The sequence below is a fragment of the Chryseobacterium sp. P1-3 genome (assembly GCF_000738495.1).
GTDB classification, from domain to species: Bacteria; Bacteroidota; Bacteroidia; order Flavobacteriales; family Weeksellaceae; genus Chryseobacterium; species Chryseobacterium gallinarum.
On sequence record NZ_JPEQ01000010.1, the window covers coordinates 1 to 17,802 of the forward strand.

Genomic DNA, 17,802 nt, shown 5'->3' on the forward strand with positions numbered 1-17,802 from the left:
TTTCTTTTTTTCCTCTTCCTGTTTCTGCTCTGCTGTTTTTTGTTCTTCTTCGGGATCAGGAGGTGGTGTTTCACCATTAAGGGCGTAAACCTCGTCAGGCGGAGGGGTCATCAGGGAAAACCCTGTATAGGGAGTATTGCCAACCTTCGTTCCGGAATTGGCATTATGATAATCTTTGAGTTTCGTCCAGTCTTTGATACCCAGTTTCCTGGCGATATCCTGCAGCGTTTCTCCGCTCTGAACCGTATATGGGATGGGTGCTGACATATTCTTATTTTGTTTCTATGGTGATTGTTTGCAGGTAATAAAATTTATCCTCTGCTTCTATACAGACAATGGCTTCAGCTTTTTTTATTCTTCCGGTTTTACCCGTGTAATTGATGGGGCCGAAAACCCGTATAAAATGGAATCATTTACTTGTCAAACTGTATAGTAATAGCAACCTTGGGATTGATCCAGGGTGTGAATACCCATAAGAATAGTATCAGTTACTCTGTTCGTATTTTTTTTCATATCATTTGTATTTGAATACTAATATATAAAAAATCCTGTCAGGGTGAATAAATTCGTGGAAAGTAAAAAAAAAATCTCCTATGCTTGTAGTACAAACATAGGAGACAGTTCTCTTTCCTGTTTTATCTTTAAACTTATTTTTTATTTATCCACCATTGGCTGTCTTTACGGTCGGAGCGTTTTACCCCATTATCCAGGGTATAGGCAAAACCAACTCCAAGTGTCTGTTTTAGCTGAGTTTTCTCAATTTGATTATGGTCATATAATAAGTCAAGCGTTATATTTGATGAAATATATTTGTTGACTTTTAAATTGAGAATTGCTCCATAGGCAAGAACCAGCCTGTCCGGACGGTCCAGATAATTGGAAAAGACAGAAGCCGTGTTGGTCAGGTTAATATCCTCCATAATTTTCAGTTTATAAATGGCTGTACCCAAAAAACCGAATTGCAACAAAGATGAATCACCATCGCTTTTCAAACCATAATTTCCTGCCATCTGAAGGTCTTTATCTAATACAAAAGTCCACCTGGCGTTGGTAGGACGTAAAGTCACGGTTAAATCATCGTTGGGCCTGTAAGTAATACCCATACCGACGTTCAGATAACCGGGAGCCATAAAATTTGAGATTTTTTTTGCTGCAGGATTATTTCCGTCTTCATATCCCGGAGCGAACTGGGATTGTAAACCGGCTCCTAAAGAGAAATACCAGCTTTTGGAAAATTTCCGCCCGTAATTTGTTGAAACATTTATGAGATCCTGGGTTTTCCTGACTCCCAATCCTTTCGTATCATTTTGTCCGTATCCTAAAATAATAATGTTTTCCCAAAGGTCTTTGTCTTTTTCATAGGTCAGATTGTAATTGATTCCGGCAAGCCAGCCAACATTGTTGGCTCCCCCGCCGACCCAATTGGAAAAGGCCGCCTGATTAATCATTAAGGTGTTTTTTCCCAGTACCGACCAATACTTCACCGTATCTGCCACTATTGAATCTTTTTTCAATTCTTCTTGTGCGCTGACATAAATCCCTGCAAAGAAGGAAAGAATCCATAAAAACTTCTTCATTACTCTAAATAATTTCAATACAAAAATAATTAATAATTTTTTTAAAGGTAAACTTGTTTATTAAGGATCTGTTTTTCCGTTACCTTTCACCTTTAAACCTTAATCTTCATTAAAATCAATGCCAAAATAGATGGAATGAAAAATAAATTTAATACCTTTTGTCTTAAAACCAGACTGATAGAGTGATTTCATCGACAAATTTTCCGAAATTTATCCTTGGCTTTTGATTTGACGTACATTCCCCATGTTTAAAAATGTAATTTCCAAAAGAGCGATTCTACATCCTTTGCTGATGCTATCTGCAATGTGGTTCGGATACTTTTTACAAATGCAGGGCTTTTTTGCAAATTGCTTTGGAGCCATTATCCCCTTATTACCTGAAGGGCTGATAGGAGTAATTACTTCTCCTCTTCTCCACGGAAATATTGATCATATTATAGGAAACTCTATCCCTATTGCTGCTTTAATGTTTCTATTATATCAATTCTATCCTTTGGTTGCCAATAAAGTTTTTATAATCGGCTGGCTGGCCACCGGCTTTTTGGTATGGCTCCTCCCTCCTATAGATATTCTTACAGGAGAATATATGTATACCTGTACTATTGGAGCCAGTGGTGTGGTCTATGTTCTTGCTTTTTTCCTGTTTTTCAGCGGAGTATTTAAATGGAACACAAAGCTTCTTACCATCTCTATGCTTGTTGTTTTATATTATGGAAGTTTGGTTTGGGGAATGCTTCCTGAAGAATTATTCTATAATATGGAGGAACCCAGTAAAATTTCCTGGCAGGCCCATCTTTCAGGAGCCGTAGTGGGAAGCATCATAGCTTTTGCTTTCAAAAATGTTGGTGAAAAAAAGAAAAAATTCATCTGGGAATTTCCAAATTACTACAGTGAAAAAGATGATAAATTGTGGCAGGAATATAAAGACAACCATCCTGAAGATTTCATGGAGCTGCCTTACAAAAAAAGAGATGATATCTGGGATCATCTGGAAGAATTAAGGAAGAAATAAAACTTATTTCACTACATTTGAAAAAAAGCACACATGATTTCCGAAGAATACTTTTATGCCATCGCCCTCCGCGAATGCAGTCAAATTGGTGATATTAACTTTTATAAACTTGTCCGGGCCTTTGGAAGTGCCCAGGAAGCATGGAAAAGAGCAAAGAAAGAATACAGGAAAATAGAAGGGTTAGGCCAAAAGACAGTGGCAGATATTGGAAATAAGGAACATCTGACCTTTGCCGAAAAAGAGCTGAAGTATTGTGAAAAAAATAATATCCGGATTACGATACGACACCTTAATGAACTTCCGGCTCTTCTTAATGAATGTGCAGATGCCCCTGCCATACTTTATCAAAAAGGAAATTATGAAAATTCAACACCCAAAATAAGTATTGTAGGAACCCGGAATATGACCGCCTATGGCAGGCAATTCATTGAAGATTTTTTTGAGGCCGCTCAATCTTCCCGGTTTATATCAGTAAGCGGTCTCGCTTTAGGTATTGATAAAGAGGTCCATGAAAAATCCATACAATACCGGAAACCCACAATAGCAGTTCTCGCCCACGGTTTTCAGTTTTTATATCCTGCCAAAAACAGGAAATTGTCTGAACGGATCCTTCAGGAGGGAGGCTGCCTTATTACAGAATTCAATTCTTCCCGGAAACCCGACCGGGAAAACTTTATCCAGAGAAACAGAATTGTTGCGGGAATTTCCCCTTCAACAATTGTAGTGGAAACCGGGTTCGGGGGAGGCTCCGTAAGTACAGCTGCCTTTGCCAACGATTACAATCGTGACGTTTTTGCCCTTCCCGGAAAAATTACCGACCCTTATAGCCAGGGATGCAATCAACTGATTTTCCATAACAAAGCGATTGCTATTTCTACGATTAAAGACCTTGTCAATATGCTTGGTTTCAATCATCCTAAAGAGAAAACCGGGGAACTGTTCCCCTATTATGAGACTTCAGCGCAGCTAACTGAAAATCAGCACATAATATATAAAATTATAAAAGAAAATCCCCAAATCACTTTAGATGATCTTTCACAGGAAGCAGCTGTTTCTTCGTACAAAATTTTACCGATAATTTTAGAATTGGAGCTTTTAGGGAAAGTAAAATCATTTTCCGGGAGACAATTTATGGCAATTTGAGAATTAACAGTTTCTTAATATTGCATTATTTCATACATAACATTTAATTTTTAACAAAATTTAAACATAAATTATCAATTTAATAATATTATGAAACATTATTATTTAATTTTTAACAATGTTAAATTATAGTGTTGTGAATCTTGAAAAAAAAATTAAATTTGTTGACAATAATATTCAACCTTAATATATGGAACAATATAATATTGACCAGAAAATCCAAGAGTTTATTGCAAAAATTGAAGCAAAAAATCCTAACGAACCGGAATTCTTACAGGCTGTAAAAGAAGTTGCCGTAACTGTAATTCCATTCATTGCTACCAAGAAAGAATATAACGGAATGAAGCTGCTTGAAAGAATGGCTGAAGCTGAAAGAATTATTATTTTCAGAGTTCCATGGGTTGATGACAAAGGAGAAATTCAGGTTAACAGAGGTTTCAGAATTCAGATGAACTCTGCTATTGGACCATACAAAGGAGGGATCCGCTTCCATCCTACCGTAAACCTGTCCGTTCTTAAATTCTTAGCCTTTGAGCAGGTATTCAAAAACTCTTTAACAACATTGCCAATGGGTGGTGGTAAAGGAGGTTCAGACTTTGATCCACAAGGAAAATCTGATATGGAAGTGATGCGTTTCTGCCAGGCATTCATGACTGAATTGTGCAAGCATATTGGTCCTGAAACAGACGTACCTGCAGGAGACATTGGTGTAGGAGCAAGAGAAATCGGATATTTATTCGGGCAATATAAGAAAATCAGAAACGAATTTACTGGAGTCCTTACAGGAAAAGGACTTGCTTACGGAGGTTCATTGATCCGTCCTGAAGCTACAGGATACGGTGTAGTATACTTCGCTGAGCAAATGCTTAAAACGATCGGACAAGATTTCAAAGGAAAAACGGTAACGGTATCAGGTTTCGGAAACGTAGCATGGGGAGTTATCAAAAAAGCAACTGAACTTGGGGCTAAAGTAGTGACCATCTCTGGTCCTGACGGATATATCTATGACAAAGACGGTATCAGCGGAGAAAAAATCGATTATTTATTAGAACTTAGATCTTCAGGAAACAACAGGGCTGAAGATTATGCTAAGAAATATCCATCAGCTGAATTCCACGCCGGAAAACGTCCTTGGGAAGTGAAGTGTGACGTAGCGTTCCCTTCTGCTACCCAGAACGAATTAGATTTAGATGATGCCAGAAAATTAGTTGAAAACGGATGTGTTTGTGTAACTGAAGCAGCTAATATGCCTTCTACACTGGATGCAATCAACTATTTCCTGGACAGTAAGGTATTATTCTCTCCTGGTAAAGCTTCTAACGCCGGAGGTGTTGCTACATCAGGATTAGAAATGACTCAGAACTCTATCCGACTTAACTGGACTTCTGAAGAAGTTGATGCAAGATTAAAGGAAATCATGATCGGTATCCACAAAGCTTGTAGAGACTACGGAAAAGACGAAGACGGTTATGTAAACTATGTAAAAGGAGCAAATATCGCAGGCTTCGTAAAAGTAGCAGAAGCAATGTTGGCTCAGGGAGTTGTGTAATAAAAAACAAAGGTTGGGAAAAACTCCCGACCTTTTTTAATATAGCCTGTTCCCGGGATAATGGGAAAAAAGTAAAAAGTGAAAGGAGAAAGCGCTGCTATATGCAGTGCTTTTTTTTATTTTTATGACTATGAAAAACACCTTCAGAAATATTGATGAATACATCCTCCTGTTCCCTATAGAAGTTCAGGAAAAGCTCATGGGCCTCAGAGAATTCATTCATGCTCAGGTTTCCGGTCTTGAAGAATACATCGGGTATCAAATGCCTGCTTTTAAATATAAAGGAAAGCCACTGGTATATTTTGCAGCCTATAAACAACATATCGGATTCTATCCCGGAGCAGAAGGTATAAAGAAGTTTGAAAAAGATTTTAAAGATAGAAAATATACATATTCTAAAGGAGCTGTACAATTTCCAATTGATCTGAATATTCCATTTGATCTGGTCAAAAAAATTATAGACGTCAAAATACAGGAAATTGAACAAAAAAAAATCCTGAAATACAGGATTCCAGGATTAGAGTTTACTATTCTACTGTTTTGCTTTCTTCTTTTTATCTTTCTTCTCTTCTTTATCTTTAGTAGTCTCTGCGGGTTTGGTAGTCTCTGCAGGGGCCATTGTACCCGGAGATGCTTCTGTAGCCGGAGTCATGGTTGTGTTCTGTTTTGTACTATTCGTATCCGGTGTATTGGTTGTACCGGGTTGCGAATTAGGCTGTTGTGTCTGAGGAGTTGTCGTTTGATTAGTAGTGGCTGGGGTTTCTGCCGGTTTTTGTGGTGTGGTTTGGGCTGATACTGCAATTACACCAACGAATGTAAACGCTGCCGCAAAAAATAACTTTTTCATAATGTAATATTTTAAATGATTGTTTAGATAAAACGAAGGGCCATTTAAAAAATTATCCGTAACTATCTTATTTAACGGATTTTATAATTATTTAAGAGGATTTTACGAAACTCTTCTGAAAAGAAAAGGATAAGTTAAATGCATAATTTTATACATCAATCAACGATCTATCTGTAAGCATTATAGAATATCTGACCGCTTATTTTGTAGCATTTTTCATCATTCTTTCTACAAATTCAAATGCTGCGGGACATATCACCGTATTTTTGAGCATCAGATTATTAATCTGATAAATCTTCTTACGGTCTGTATGAGGGTATTCGCGACATGCTTTGGGCCTCACTTCGTAAATCGAGCAGGTATTATCACTTTGCAGGAAGAAACAAGGTAGATTCTGCAATACTTTGTCGTTATCTTCATCCACCCTTAAAAATTTGGCTTCAAAATCTGCAGGCTTCATTCTGAGATGTCTCGCAATACGCTCGATATCTTTTTCTGTATAAAGCGGCCCTGTTGTCTTACAGCAATTGGCACATTGCAGGCAGTCTATTTCTTCAAAAACTTCCTCATGCGTTTCCCGGACAATATAATCCAGGTCTTTAGGCGGTTTTTTCTTTAATCCGTCCAGAAATTTTTTATGGTCCTTCTGCTTCTGTAAAGCCTGTTTTTTATAAAAATCTAAATCCATTTATCATTTATTTCCCAGTGAAACAGGGAGTTCTTCTTTTTGATACTCATTAATTTTATCCAGGTCCAGAATGGTAGCCAGATTTTCTTTATTGGGATAATACATAGGGACGAATCTGGCTCCGTATACTATTTCTCCTGAGACATAAGAAGACCTTTGAACCACTGTATTAGAGAAAACCTCGTCAAAGGCACGAACCTGTACTATAATTTCAATATCGGTATTTTTAAAATCATCTTCTGAGAATCCGTAAAACGGGGAGTTTTCATCAATTTTATGAACCACAGTCCAGTTGAGCGCTAATGTATTTATTTTGCTCAACTGGGTTTCCAATCTATAAAAATTACTTTTCGGAACATCATTTTCAATAACCTCAATCGCTACAGATACAATAACATCAGCATCTGTAAGTGCATTATTTTTATAGGGAGCTAATCTGAACATTAAAGCTGCAGCATCCTGAAAAGGAGCAATCAATGCAATATCTGAAAACCTTAAGTAAGCCCGCGGTCTTGAAAACCTCCCGTAAAAAAGCCCGGTTGCAATGGCAAAGGTAAGCAATCCTAAAAAAGCTTCAAAAGTAGCCACTAAACTTGCCACAAAACCTACAGGAGCAATTCTTCCATAGCCTACTGTAGTAAAGGTTTGTGAACTGAAGAAAAAAACATCAATAAATTCATTGAGCGGATCGCTTTTATCAATTCCCGTAAGGTGTTGTACTCCAATCAGGTAGTAGATCATTGCAAATACAAGATTGATAAGGATATAAGCGATCACCAGATAGGAAATAAAGCGAAACGAGGACAGATTAAGCATTGTATGATACCAGCTTAATCTATTAAAAACATTCACGCCTCTTCTCTGGACATTCGGAAGACCGTCCCTGTTAATGAATCTACCTGAAGCATTGCTTCCAAAACCACTGTTTTCAGTATTTTTCTGGCGGATTTTCTTTCTGAATCCTCTTGTCATGTTGATAGCTTATTTTTTTGAATGGCTTAAAAAGCAGATGGTCTTATTGATGCTTTACCATTTGTATGCAAAGATAAAATATTGTTGTCATGAAATTTATCAATTGATTCATTACATCATTCATCTTATTTTGCTGTACATTTGAAGTATGAAAAAGCTGGAATCAAGAGAAGACATAGAACATCTTGTCAATTCATTTTATACAAAAGTCGTTAAGGATGAGACCATAGGATTTTTTTTTAATGATATTGCCAAGGTAGACTGGGATAAACATCTTCCAAAAATGTATTCTTTCTGGGAGTCTGTTCTTTTTGGTCAGATGACCTACAAGGGTAATCCGATGGGAGTTCATTTTCCTATCAATGAAGTCCAGGCTATGGAACAAAAACATTTTGACCGCTGGCTGGAACTGTGGCGCACAACCATAGAAGAAAATTTTGTAGGTGAAAATGCAGATATGGCCATTTATAAATCTGAAAACATCGCCAGGTTAATGGCATTTAAAATGGAACTGGCAAGAAGATTATAAGCCATGATTATAAGATTAATATATGTAGGATTCTGTCCCGATAAGCAAACTGATTGATTATCCTTTTTACAATCTCTCTTTTACTTTGTCCTAAGGGACGATTACAGTAAAAATATAAGCCGCCAGATTGACCAAAAGAACCGTACCATACAAGATATTGGTTTTTCCCCGGCTTAAGGAAAGCATTACAATAAATACCGAGAGGGAAAGCAGAATAATATCTTTCTTATCCAAACCCAGAACCAACGGAATATCGTAGATAATACACACTACAGAAACCGCAGGAATGGTAAGTCCGATACTCGCCAATGCTGATCCTAAGGCAAGGTTCAGGCTGGATTGTATCTGATTGGCCCTTGCTGCACGTATAGCCGCCACACCTTCGGGAAGAAGGACTACAGCTGCAATGATTACCCCAACCAGGGATTTAGGTGCTCCCAGGCTCTGCACCATGCTTTCAATAGTGTCCGATAATCCTTTTGCCATTAAAACAACAATGGCTAAGCAGATAACCAGGAAAATAAAACTGATAATCGTTTTGGTAAGAGATGGAACATAATGCTCTTCCGGATGCTCATCAGGAACGATAAAATAGCTTCTGTGCCTCACGGTTTGTACCATCAGGAAAACACCATAAATAACAAGACAGGCAATGGAAACAAAAATAAGCTGCGCCTGATTATAGAAAGGTCCGTTAACACTTGAAGTAAAATTCGGGAGAACAAGGGTAAGAATAAGAATTGAAACAGTACTCACCAGATAGGTGGTCGCTGAAGTTCTTGCAAAGAATTGTTCATGATATTTAACGCCGCCTACCAATATACAGATTCCCAGAATCCCATTAAGAATAAGCATCACAGCAGCAAAAACCGTATCTCTGGCCAGCGTGATCGCCTGATCTCCGCCGGCTACCATCAGTGAGATGATAAGTGCCACTTCGATAATAGTGATACAGAGCGCAAGAATGATTGTTCCGAACGGCTCCCCTACTTTATGTGCTACCATTTCGGCATGATGTACGGCAGACAGTACACTTCCGATTAATAAAATACCTGCAAGAATGTCATAAATAACCCCGCTTCCCATCAATCCGGAAAAGTAATACCCTACCGCAAGAACAGGAAAAATATAAGTATAATGTAAAAGTTCTTTTAATCTCATAAAGTGTCTACAAAATACAAAAAATCTATAAAATTTGAAATATCAAAAGAAAATATTAATAATATTTTAATGGCACCAGAAAGTAAAGTCCTGAAAATCGGTCAACATGTGAAATAAAAGCCCGATGCCCACAATTCTGATATTTCCCTTAAAAAAAAGCATCAAAAAATACACCGCAATGGCATAGTAAGAATGTAAAATGTGAAAACCTATACTATTTCTTGACGGATCAAAAACAGGATTGGCAAAAAGATGATCTAAATCTACTGCCATGGTCGCCAGCAGAATAAAGTAAGCTTTTATCCAGTTTTTACGATAAAAAAGCAACGCGATAAACACCGGAAAAATAAAATGCAGGAAGTAATGAAAGCACGTTTTCCACAACAGACAGTCCATTATATTCTTCCTTTTAAATAATCTTGTCGCATGCTTTCATCCAGTTTTTCAATGGCATATCTCAGGCTTGTTCTGGGCATTTCCTTGTAATATTGGTTCAGATAGGTAATTAATTCTGCTTCATTTTTATTTCCTATTTCTCTCAAAAGCCATCCATTTGCTTTATGCATTAAATCATGGGGATGTTTCAGGTTTCTGGTCACCAATTCTTTCGTCAGGTCGAAAAATCCTTTTTTTACATAATACATTGTACCTACCACTGCTATTCTTTTATGCCACATATCCTGTGATTCCGAAAGGTCTTTCAGAAGATATTCTTTCCTGTTTTCAAAGGCATATCTGCCCAGGATTTTATAGCAACCCGAATCTACCAGATCCCAATTGTTGATAAAAGAAAGGTGGTCTAAATAAAATGCAATCACTTCCTCTTTAGCAACCGGATCTTTAGTTTTTTCAAATTTCAATACCAATATAAAAACAGCAGTAAGCCTGTGTTCATGATACTTTGAAGAAAGAAGCTTACTGAGTTCTCTTAAATCTGTTTTTGAATAATATTCTTTAGCTACAGATCTTTGATCCGGAACCGTCACTCCTAAAAACAAATCACCTTCACCATATTCCCCTGTTCCTGTCTTGAAAAACCGTGGAAAAAATTCCGCTTTTTCAGGAATGGATAAAACAGCCAGTGCTTCTTGTATTTCCTTTAATACACTCATGATCAGTCCTTATTTTCCGGAGAGCCTGCCACCTGCTCCTCTTCAGTGATAATCTGATTAGGGTTTGCCACTTTAGCTATTGTAAGTCCCTGAACAATAATAGAGAATACCACTACACAATAGGTGATACTTAAAATAATCTCACTGTATTCACTTTTAGGAATAGACATCGCCAGGGCAATGGAAACTCCGCCACGAATTCCTCCCCAAACCAGCACTTTTACTGTTTGAGGGCTAAAACTCTTCCTCAAAGAGGTAAACTTTGTAGGCCCCCAAATGGAAATAAATCTTGCCAACAGAACCACAATAATAGCCACTAAACCAGGAATCATAAAATGTTTCAGATCTTTGATCATTAAAAGCTCAAAACCGATAAACAGGAATAATACCGCATTCAGGATTTCATCAATCAATTCCCAGAATTTGATCAGGTAGTCCTGGGTAACGGACTTCATTTTGAAGTTTCTGTTAAAGTTCCCCATAAATAATCCTGCCGCCACCATCGTCAGCGGACCTGAAATATGCATTTGCCTTGCAATAAGATAACCTCCCATCACTACGGAAAGCGTCACCAGTACAGAGATAATGTAGTCATCCACCTCACGCATCAGTCTTGAAGTAACCCAGCCTAACAATACTCCCAACAAAAGTCCCCCGCCTGCTTCATGCAGCAAAAGAAGTCCTATATTTTCAACTCCCAGATCCACTTCTTTTCCTACAGCAAGCTGTAAGACTACGGTAAAGACCACCACAGCCATACCGTCATTGAAAAGAGATTCCCCGGCCACTTTTGTTTCCAGCGACTTGGAAACTTTTGCCTGTTTCAGAACACTCAACACCGCTACAGGATCTGTAGGTGAAATCAGGGCGCCAAAAACAAGGCAATAGATAAAAGGCAGTTTAATTCCTACATATGGTAGCAGATAAAACATTCCGAACCCCACCACAAAGGTGGAAATCACGACCCCCGCAGTGGAAAAAATCACTACCGGCCGGAATTGCTCCTTTAAATCGTTAATATTAATGTGAATACCTCCTGCGAAAAGAAGAAAATTAAGCATAGCTCCCATCAGAACCTCCGTAAAATCAATACTGCTCATCAGATTATGGAGATGCCCAAAAGTTCTTGGCAGCACTGTTTCTCCAAACAATACCAGGAAAATAGAAACCACAATGGCGATAACCATAATTCCTATCGTGCTTGGAAGTTTTAAAAACCTGTAATTAAGATAGGCAAATATGGATGCAAGTACGATTAATGCTGAAAATGAATAATATAATTCCACTAAGTGTTTTTTTTAAATTAATTTACTGATCTAAATAAAGTATCTTGATATACGTTTTATTTCCGTTTTTGTCCCAAATATCGAACATCCCGTCTCTGGCTGTTTTTGAGCCTCTGGTATAGTCTTTCCCTATATTGAGGATGTTCAGCAGGATATATTCATCTCCCATTGTATTGACAACATAAGCGGTTTTTTCAGATTTTCCGTCACCAGAACCCTTTATTCCGTCTGCTAATGAACGAAACTGGTTAAGATGATGCATGAAATTGGTTCCGTCCTTTATAGAATCATATGCCCTTAGAAGGATCAGCAGAATATCCAGGTTGGTGGGATCTTTATCATACAAGATTTTTCCCTGCCTGATACAATTCTCAAAATTCTCCTGTTTAAAAGCTTCTACCAGGACTTTAAAACTTTCATCCGAAGTTGATACTTTATCATTTCTAAAATTCCTTCCATAGTACAAGTGCTGCGTCTCTATGCTGTCCAAAGACTTCGGATATCCTTTATACTTAAAGATAAGTTTATCGTAATTATACGGTGAATCAGGATTTTTAAGATTTTTTTCAATCGTTTTCAGATCAATTCTGGTTTTTTGACTGAATCCAAAAACCGAAAACAAGAGAAATAAGAGAGAAAAATAATATTTCATTAATTGGTATTTTCTTCTTCGTCATTATCGAAATATTCGAAAAGGAAATCATTATACGGAAATCTTGAAATATGGATTTTCATGACTTCATCATAAATGAGTTTTTTCATTTCCGGGAAGTTTTCTTTCGTTAGAGCAGAAATGAAAACAGTCGGGTATTTCGATTTGGCCATCCATGTTTTTTTCCATTCTTCAAGAGAAATATTTTTCTTTGTACCGGGAGTAAGATCATCTTCATCCTTTTTCTCATAACTGAAGTCATCAATTTTGTTGAAAACCATGATCATAGGCTTCTGATGGGCATTGATTTCCATTAGAATCTGGTTTACAGAGGCGATATGGTCTTCAAAGCTCTCATGGGAAATATCTACAACGTGGATCAAAAGATCTGCCTCTCGAACCTCATCCAGGGTAGATTTAAAGGATTCTACCAATTGCGTTGGTAATTTCCTGATAAATCCTACCGTATCCGTCAATAAAAACGGTAAATTTCCAATCACAACCTTTCTTACGGTGGTATCCAAAGTGGCAAACAGCTTGTTTTCTGCAAAAACTTCTGATTTTGACAAGGAGTTCATCAGGGTAGATTTACCCACATTGGTGTACCCTACCAGAGCCGCACGAACAACTTTTCCGCGATTGTTCCGCTGGGTTGCCATTTGCTTGTCGATCGTCTTCAGCTTATCTTTCAATAAAGTAATCCTGTCACGGATAATACGACGGTCAGTTTCTATTTCCGTTTCCCCGGGACCTCTCATTCCGATACCTCCTTTCTGGCGCTCAAGGTGGGTCCACATCCTTGTCAACCGTGGTAGAAGATATTGATATTGTGCCAATTCAACCTGAGTTCTGGCATAAGAAGTTTGGGCACGCTGGGCGAAAATGTCCAGAATAAGATTGGTACGGTCCAGAATCTTAACTTCCATTTCGCGTTCCAGGTTTTTAAGCTGTGAGGGGGAAAGCTCATCATCGAAAATAACGGTTCCGATTTCGTTTTCTTTTACATATTCTTTTATCTCGAGTGCCTTTCCGCTTCCGATAAAGGTTTTGGAATCCGGCTGAGTCAGTTTTTGAGTGAAGCGTTTTTGTACGGTTGCCCCTGCTGTGAAAGCCAGAAATTCCAGTTCATCCATATATTCCACCAGTTTTTCTTCATCCTGGTTTTGGGTAATAACTCCTACCAGAACAGCTTTCTCATAATTATGTTCTTTCTTTTCTAACATTAAATTCTATCTATGTTTATGATTTTTACAAGATAATATTTTTTCATAAAAAAAACAAAATCTAATTTTACTTAATAACAATTTTTAATATAATTTTAAGCTAAAACATTTATTGATTGATAAAAAACCATAACTTTATATAATAATTTGCTGATTTTTAAATATTTAAATTAAAAAATTTATAGCCAGACGATCATGATTACTCCTATCAGATGTATGATTATTGATGATGATGAACTGGACAGACTGGTTCTTCAACATTATCTTAAAAAGTATGAAAACCTGGAAATAGTCGCTTCTTTCGATTCGGCAGAAAAAGCTATTCCTTACCTGGAGCTTCCCATTGATCTTTTACTTACTGAAACCATCTTAAAAGGAATGAGCGGCCTGGAATTCAGAAAGCTGGCCCATAAAATCCCTGCATGCATTTTTGTAAGTTCGCATCCCGAATTGGCAGCCGGGGCTTTTGAAATCAATACCTTGGATTTTATCACTAAACCATTAACACCGGAACGGTTTCATTATTCCATGCAGCGGCTTTTTGATTTTTTTAAACTAAAAGAAAAGTGTGAGAGCTATGATGCCATGCTTGGTGAAAATTGCATCAAAATAAAAGAAGGCGGAAGTATCTTTCAAATCCAAAAAACAGATATTCTTTATCTGGAAGCCTTAAAAGATTATACCCGGATTATCACCCTTGAGAAAAACCATTGTATTTTAGATTCTTTAGGAAATCTTCTCCATAAAAGCTTTTTTGATTCTTTTATAAGGATCCACCGTAGTTATGCCGTTCCCCGGCATCTTATCCGTGGAAAGAGCTGTCATGAAATAGAATTGGCACATCATATAAAACTCCCCATTGGCAGGGCTTATAAAAACAATCTATCCTTCTTTGAGCTTTAAGGTTGTGTGAATTTAACAATAATTCACAAAATGACATTGGTCGATTATTCCTGTCGTTAGTCTATTTTTCTGATAATGGATTTTAATAGGTGGTAATTTAGTTCTCCCGAATTTTCCTCCAAAATAAAACTGTTACCTATGAAAAAGACATCTATTTATTATTTCCCTGTATTTATATTCTCCGCTGCAATACTACAGGCCCAGTCAGCCGTACTGGCCACCGGAATGAATGCATCAGACGGCAGTGGCTCGGTTTCTTACAGTATAGGCCAAATTGCTTATCTCTATAAAGGTACCGGACCCCAGGTACAGGAAGGCTTACAACAAGCTTACGAAGTCACCGCACTCTCTACGCATGAAATGTTATCGGACCAGGAAGGTATCCTGCTCTATCCGAATCCCTTCAAAGATTATCTGTATCTGGATTTTACTACAAATAATTATAAAGGTTCGGAGTATCAGTTATTCGATGCGCAGGGTAAACTGATCAGAAAAGATATGATCATCCAATCGAAATCCGAGCTTAATTTTTCTTCTCTTCCGTCTGCCATGTATATCATCAGGATTAACCGGAACGGAGAAAATATTAAAACATTTAAAATTATCAAAAACTAAATTACCATGAAAAAAATACTATTAACGTTCTGGATCCTGTATGGACTTTGTATGGCAATCGCGCAGGTTCCGGAAAAAATGAGCTATCAGGCAATTATCAGGAACGGATCAGGTCAATTGCTGAATAACCAAAGCATTGCCGTTAAAGCAACAATATTACAAGGTTCTCCTGCAGGTACAGAGGTCTATTCTGAAAGACTTACAGGGAATACTAATGCCAATGGACTTATCACTCTGGAAATAGGATCCGGAACAGTACTTTCGGGAACATTTGCTACCATCAACTGGCCTTCAGGAAACTATTATTTAAAGACAGAAACCGATCCTGCCGGAGGAAATAATTATACCATAACAGGGACAAGCCAACTGCTAAGTGTGCCTTATGCCATGTATGCAAAATCGGCAGGAAGTAGTGGCGGAACATTTGCAATTCCCTATACCAATACCGTAAATAATGCTGCTACCCTATTTTCATTAACAAATGATGGTGACGGGACTTCACTAGAAGGCAGCAATACAGCAACCACATCAAATATTGCAGCCGTACGGGGAATTGTTACAAACGCTTCCCCCGGTGGTTTTTCTTCAGGGGTACGCGGTATCAATAACGGGACCGGCGGCCTGGGCGTAGGCGTATACGGAAGCCAGAACGGAAGCGGCTGGGGTGTATATGGCGTTACTCCTAATGGCTTAGGGGTATACGGGAATGCAAGCGCCAACGGAATTGGGGTTTATGCCAACAGTAATACAGGCACCGGTCTTACCGCAACCAGTAACAACGGAATTCCGGTTGCAATTTCAATTTTTAATAATGCCAACAACAATAATGCACTCAATGTCTCCAGTGTAGGAAACGGGACAGTAGTCAACGTTACTACTACCGGAAACGGAGCCGGGGTAAGAAGCTCTACAGTATCAGGATTTGCGCATCATGGCATTACTTCTGCCATGTCTTCTGCCGGTGTTGTAGGAGATAACAATGGAGGCGGTGAAGCTGTAGTGGGAAGAACCACCAGTGATATTGCCGGAGCCGTAGTCGGAAGAAATGATGGAGGCGGATATGGTGTAAGAGGGTTTGTCGCCACTAATACATCGGGAACGGGTATCGGGGTGTATGGCCAGGTAGGTTTGAATAACAGTACCGGACGGGCAGGAAAATTTGAAAATTTTAATCAAATCAATACAGCCGCCAATACATTGGAAGTAGAAACTAACGGAAACGGAAATATTCCGGACAACACTCAGGGAAATGCAGCCTCATTTCTTGTCAACAACACCAATAGTGTAGCTGCAGCAGTAAGAGGTGAAGTAAAAACAATATTTGGAAACTTCGGTGCGGCAGGAGTTTTCGGTATTTCTTCTGGAACAGGAGGCTATGCCGGTCTCTTCCATGCATCTAATGTAGCCGGAAACGGGCCCGCATTAGTAGTCATTACCGATGGAAACGGAAATGCCATTACTGCCAATGCCAGCAAAAACGGAAATGCTGTAGAAGCCAATATTGATGGAGGCGGGAATGCATTATACGCCTGGGTTCCCAGTTTTGCAACCGGCCGCGCAGGACGATTCAATATCTTTAACGAATCCAATACAAGTGATGCCATAACGGTAACCACCGTAGGAAATGGTATTGCAGGAAACTTTAAAGTAGATAAAGTAACCGGAACCTCTCCAGCCGTAAAAGGGGAAGTAAATTCCCAGTTTGCCAATTTCGGAACAGCCGGTATTTATGGTCTTTCTTCCGGAACGGGAGGATATGGGGGACTATTTTATGCCAGCAACCCGGCAGGAAACGGCCCTGCCCTGATTGCTATTGCAGAAGGGAATGGAAATGCCATCACTGCCAACGCATCCAATACGGGCGATGGTGTTGAAACCTCTGCAGAGGGTTCAGGAAATGCTTTATACGCATGGGTTCCTAATTTTGGAAATGGCCGTGCCGCAAGGTTTGTTAATTACAATGCAGCCAATACCAACCCTCCCCTTACTGTAGAAACCCATAGTAATGGCTCAATTGCTTTATTTAAATCCGGAGACCCCGGAACGGTAAATGTTGCCAGAATTAACTCTGCCGGAAAAGGATTCTTCAACGGGGGTACACAAAACAGTGGTGCTGACGTTGCCGAGGCTTTTGATGTGAAAGGTCCTGTCTCAGCATATGAAGCCGGGGATATCCTGGTTATTTCCACAAGCACAGACAGAACGGTAGAAAAGTCTTCAAAGCCTTATTCCAACCTTGTTGCAGGTGTATATGCAACCAAACCGGGAGTCCTTCTTACCGAAGAACATATTGACGCTGATCTTTCAGGAAAAGTACCAATGGGCGTGATAGGGGTCATTCCAACGAAGGTATGTCTTGAAAACGGTAGAATAAAAAGAGGTGATCTTTTGGTTACTTCATCGAAAGCAGGTATTGCCATGAAAGCTAACCTTAGAAAAGTAAGAATTGGGCAAGTCATTGGAAAAGCACTTCAGGATTATGACCAAAAAGAGACCGGAAAAATTCAAGTATTAGTCAACATAAAATAAACCT

At 38.6% G+C, this 17,802-nt stretch carries 19 protein-coding genes and 1 pseudogene; 8 read left to right on the forward strand and 12 right to left on the reverse strand.

All coding sequences use genetic code 11. The features are described from left to right. Window positions 1-267, reverse strand: a 267-nt coding sequence (locus tag HX13_RS14215; protein WP_157837445.1) for a LysM peptidoglycan-binding domain-containing protein, incomplete at its 3' end; no start/stop codon positions are given. Between the two features lie 380 nt (window positions 268-647). Beyond that, complete coding sequence (locus tag HX13_RS14220; RefSeq protein WP_050021656.1) at window positions 648-1,577, reverse strand: DUF3078 domain-containing protein; 930 nt, start codon at window positions 1,575-1,577, stop codon at window positions 648-650. Between the two features lie 244 nt (window positions 1,578-1,821). On the opposite strand from HX13_RS14220, the gene HX13_RS14225 reads away from it, so the two are divergent. The 3 genes from HX13_RS14225 to gdhA all read left to right on the forward strand — a co-directional run bounded on the left by HX13_RS14225 (window position 1,822) and on the right by gdhA (window position 5,281). Next, window positions 1,822-2,589, forward strand: coding sequence for a rhomboid family intramembrane serine protease (locus HX13_RS14225; RefSeq protein ID WP_050021657.1), 768 nt, complete (start codon window positions 1,822-1,824; stop codon window positions 2,587-2,589). 33 nt (window positions 2,590-2,622) lie between these two features. Next, the gene (gene dprA / locus HX13_RS14230) at window positions 2,623-3,732 is read left to right on the forward strand and encodes a DNA-processing protein DprA (RefSeq protein WP_050021658.1); all 1,110 of its coding nucleotides are present in this window, start codon (window positions 2,623-2,625) and stop codon (window positions 3,730-3,732) included. Between the two features lie 190 nt (window positions 3,733-3,922). Continuing rightward, complete coding sequence (gene gdhA / locus HX13_RS14235) at window positions 3,923-5,281, forward strand: NADP-specific glutamate dehydrogenase (protein ID WP_050021659.1); 1,359 nt, start codon at window positions 3,923-3,925, stop codon at window positions 5,279-5,281. 97 nt (window positions 5,282-5,378) lie between these two features. Here the strand turns inward: gdhA and HX13_RS24435 are convergent, their stop codons facing one another. Further along, the gene (locus HX13_RS24435) at window positions 5,379-5,543 is read right to left on the reverse strand and encodes a hypothetical protein (RefSeq protein ID WP_238555418.1); all 165 of its coding nucleotides are present in this window, start codon (window positions 5,541-5,543) and stop codon (window positions 5,379-5,381) included. On the opposite strand from HX13_RS24435, the pseudogene HX13_RS24440 reads away from it, so the two are divergent. Beyond that, window positions 5,481-5,684, forward strand: a pseudogene (locus HX13_RS24440) (iron chaperone); the annotation flags it as partial. The gene HX13_RS24435 and the pseudogene HX13_RS24440 overlap by 63 nt on opposite strands. 129 nt (window positions 5,685-5,813) lie before the next feature. Here HX13_RS24440 and HX13_RS24445 read toward each other — a convergent pair. The 3 genes from HX13_RS24445 to HX13_RS14255 all read right to left on the reverse strand — a co-directional run bounded on the left by HX13_RS24445 (window position 5,814) and on the right by HX13_RS14255 (window position 7,788). Further along, the gene (locus tag HX13_RS24445; protein ID WP_050021661.1) at window positions 5,814-6,128 is read right to left on the reverse strand and encodes a hypothetical protein; all 315 of its coding nucleotides are present in this window, start codon (window positions 6,126-6,128) and stop codon (window positions 5,814-5,816) included. Window positions 6,129-6,327: 199 nt separating this feature from the next. Then, window positions 6,328-6,816: a YkgJ family cysteine cluster protein gene (locus HX13_RS14250; RefSeq protein WP_050021662.1), complete on the reverse strand. Its 489-nt coding sequence runs from the start codon at window positions 6,814-6,816 to the stop codon at window positions 6,328-6,330. A gap of 3 nt (window positions 6,817-6,819) precedes the next feature. Continuing rightward, complete coding sequence (locus HX13_RS14255; protein ID WP_050021663.1) at window positions 6,820-7,788, reverse strand: ion channel; 969 nt, start codon at window positions 7,786-7,788, stop codon at window positions 6,820-6,822. Between the two features lie 148 nt (window positions 7,789-7,936). Between HX13_RS14255 and HX13_RS14260 the strand changes: the two genes are divergently transcribed. Next, window positions 7,937-8,317, forward strand: a complete 381-nt coding sequence (locus HX13_RS14260; protein ID WP_050021664.1) for a group III truncated hemoglobin — start codon at window positions 7,937-7,939, stop codon at window positions 8,315-8,317. A gap of 90 nt (window positions 8,318-8,407) precedes the next feature. Here the strand turns inward: HX13_RS14260 and HX13_RS14265 are convergent, their stop codons facing one another. The 6 genes from HX13_RS14265 to hflX form a co-directional block, all read right to left on the reverse strand. Further along, complete coding sequence (locus HX13_RS14265) at window positions 8,408-9,478, reverse strand: calcium:proton antiporter (protein WP_050021665.1); 1,071 nt, start codon at window positions 9,476-9,478, stop codon at window positions 8,408-8,410. 66 nt (window positions 9,479-9,544) lie between these two features. Then, a complete protein-coding gene (locus tag HX13_RS14270; protein WP_050021666.1) occupies window positions 9,545-9,874 on the reverse strand; it encodes a DUF6122 family protein in 330 nt (109 codons plus the stop codon). Then, window positions 9,874-10,590 carry a DNA alkylation repair protein gene (locus HX13_RS14275; protein WP_050021667.1) on the reverse strand — a complete coding sequence of 239 codons (717 nt, stop codon included), beginning with the start codon at window positions 10,588-10,590 and terminating at the stop codon, window positions 9,874-9,876. The genes HX13_RS14270 and HX13_RS14275 overlap by 1 nt, the downstream gene beginning before the upstream one ends. Before the next feature lie 2 nt (window positions 10,591-10,592). Further along, window positions 10,593-11,876 carry a cation:proton antiporter gene (locus tag HX13_RS14280; RefSeq protein ID WP_050021668.1) on the reverse strand — a complete coding sequence of 428 codons (1,284 nt, stop codon included), beginning with the start codon at window positions 11,874-11,876 and terminating at the stop codon, window positions 10,593-10,595. Window positions 11,877-11,898: 22 nt separating this feature from the next. Next, window positions 11,899-12,528: a DUF4919 domain-containing protein gene (locus tag HX13_RS14285; RefSeq protein WP_050021669.1), complete on the reverse strand. Its 630-nt coding sequence runs from the start codon at window positions 12,526-12,528 to the stop codon at window positions 11,899-11,901. Further along, the gene (gene hflX, locus HX13_RS14290) at window positions 12,528-13,751 is read right to left on the reverse strand and encodes a GTPase HflX (protein ID WP_050021670.1); all 1,224 of its coding nucleotides are present in this window, start codon (window positions 13,749-13,751) and stop codon (window positions 12,528-12,530) included. The genes HX13_RS14285 and hflX overlap by 1 nt, the downstream gene beginning before the upstream one ends. Before the next feature lie 195 nt (window positions 13,752-13,946). Between hflX and HX13_RS14295 the strand changes: the two genes are divergently transcribed. The 3 genes from HX13_RS14295 to HX13_RS14305 all read left to right on the forward strand — a co-directional run bounded on the left by HX13_RS14295 (window position 13,947) and on the right by HX13_RS14305 (window position 17,798). Continuing rightward, window positions 13,947-14,654: a LytR/AlgR family response regulator transcription factor gene (locus tag HX13_RS14295; protein ID WP_050021671.1), complete on the forward strand. Its 708-nt coding sequence runs from the start codon at window positions 13,947-13,949 to the stop codon at window positions 14,652-14,654. 138 nt (window positions 14,655-14,792) lie between these two features. Next, entirely contained in the window at window positions 14,793-15,269 is a 477-nt protein-coding gene (locus HX13_RS14300) for a T9SS type A sorting domain-containing protein (protein ID WP_050021672.1), read from the forward strand. 6 nt (window positions 15,270-15,275) lie between these two features. Next, complete coding sequence (locus HX13_RS14305) at window positions 15,276-17,798, forward strand: beta strand repeat-containing protein (protein ID WP_050021673.1); 2,523 nt, start codon at window positions 15,276-15,278, stop codon at window positions 17,796-17,798. Window positions 17,799-17,802 lie beyond the last annotated feature (4 nt).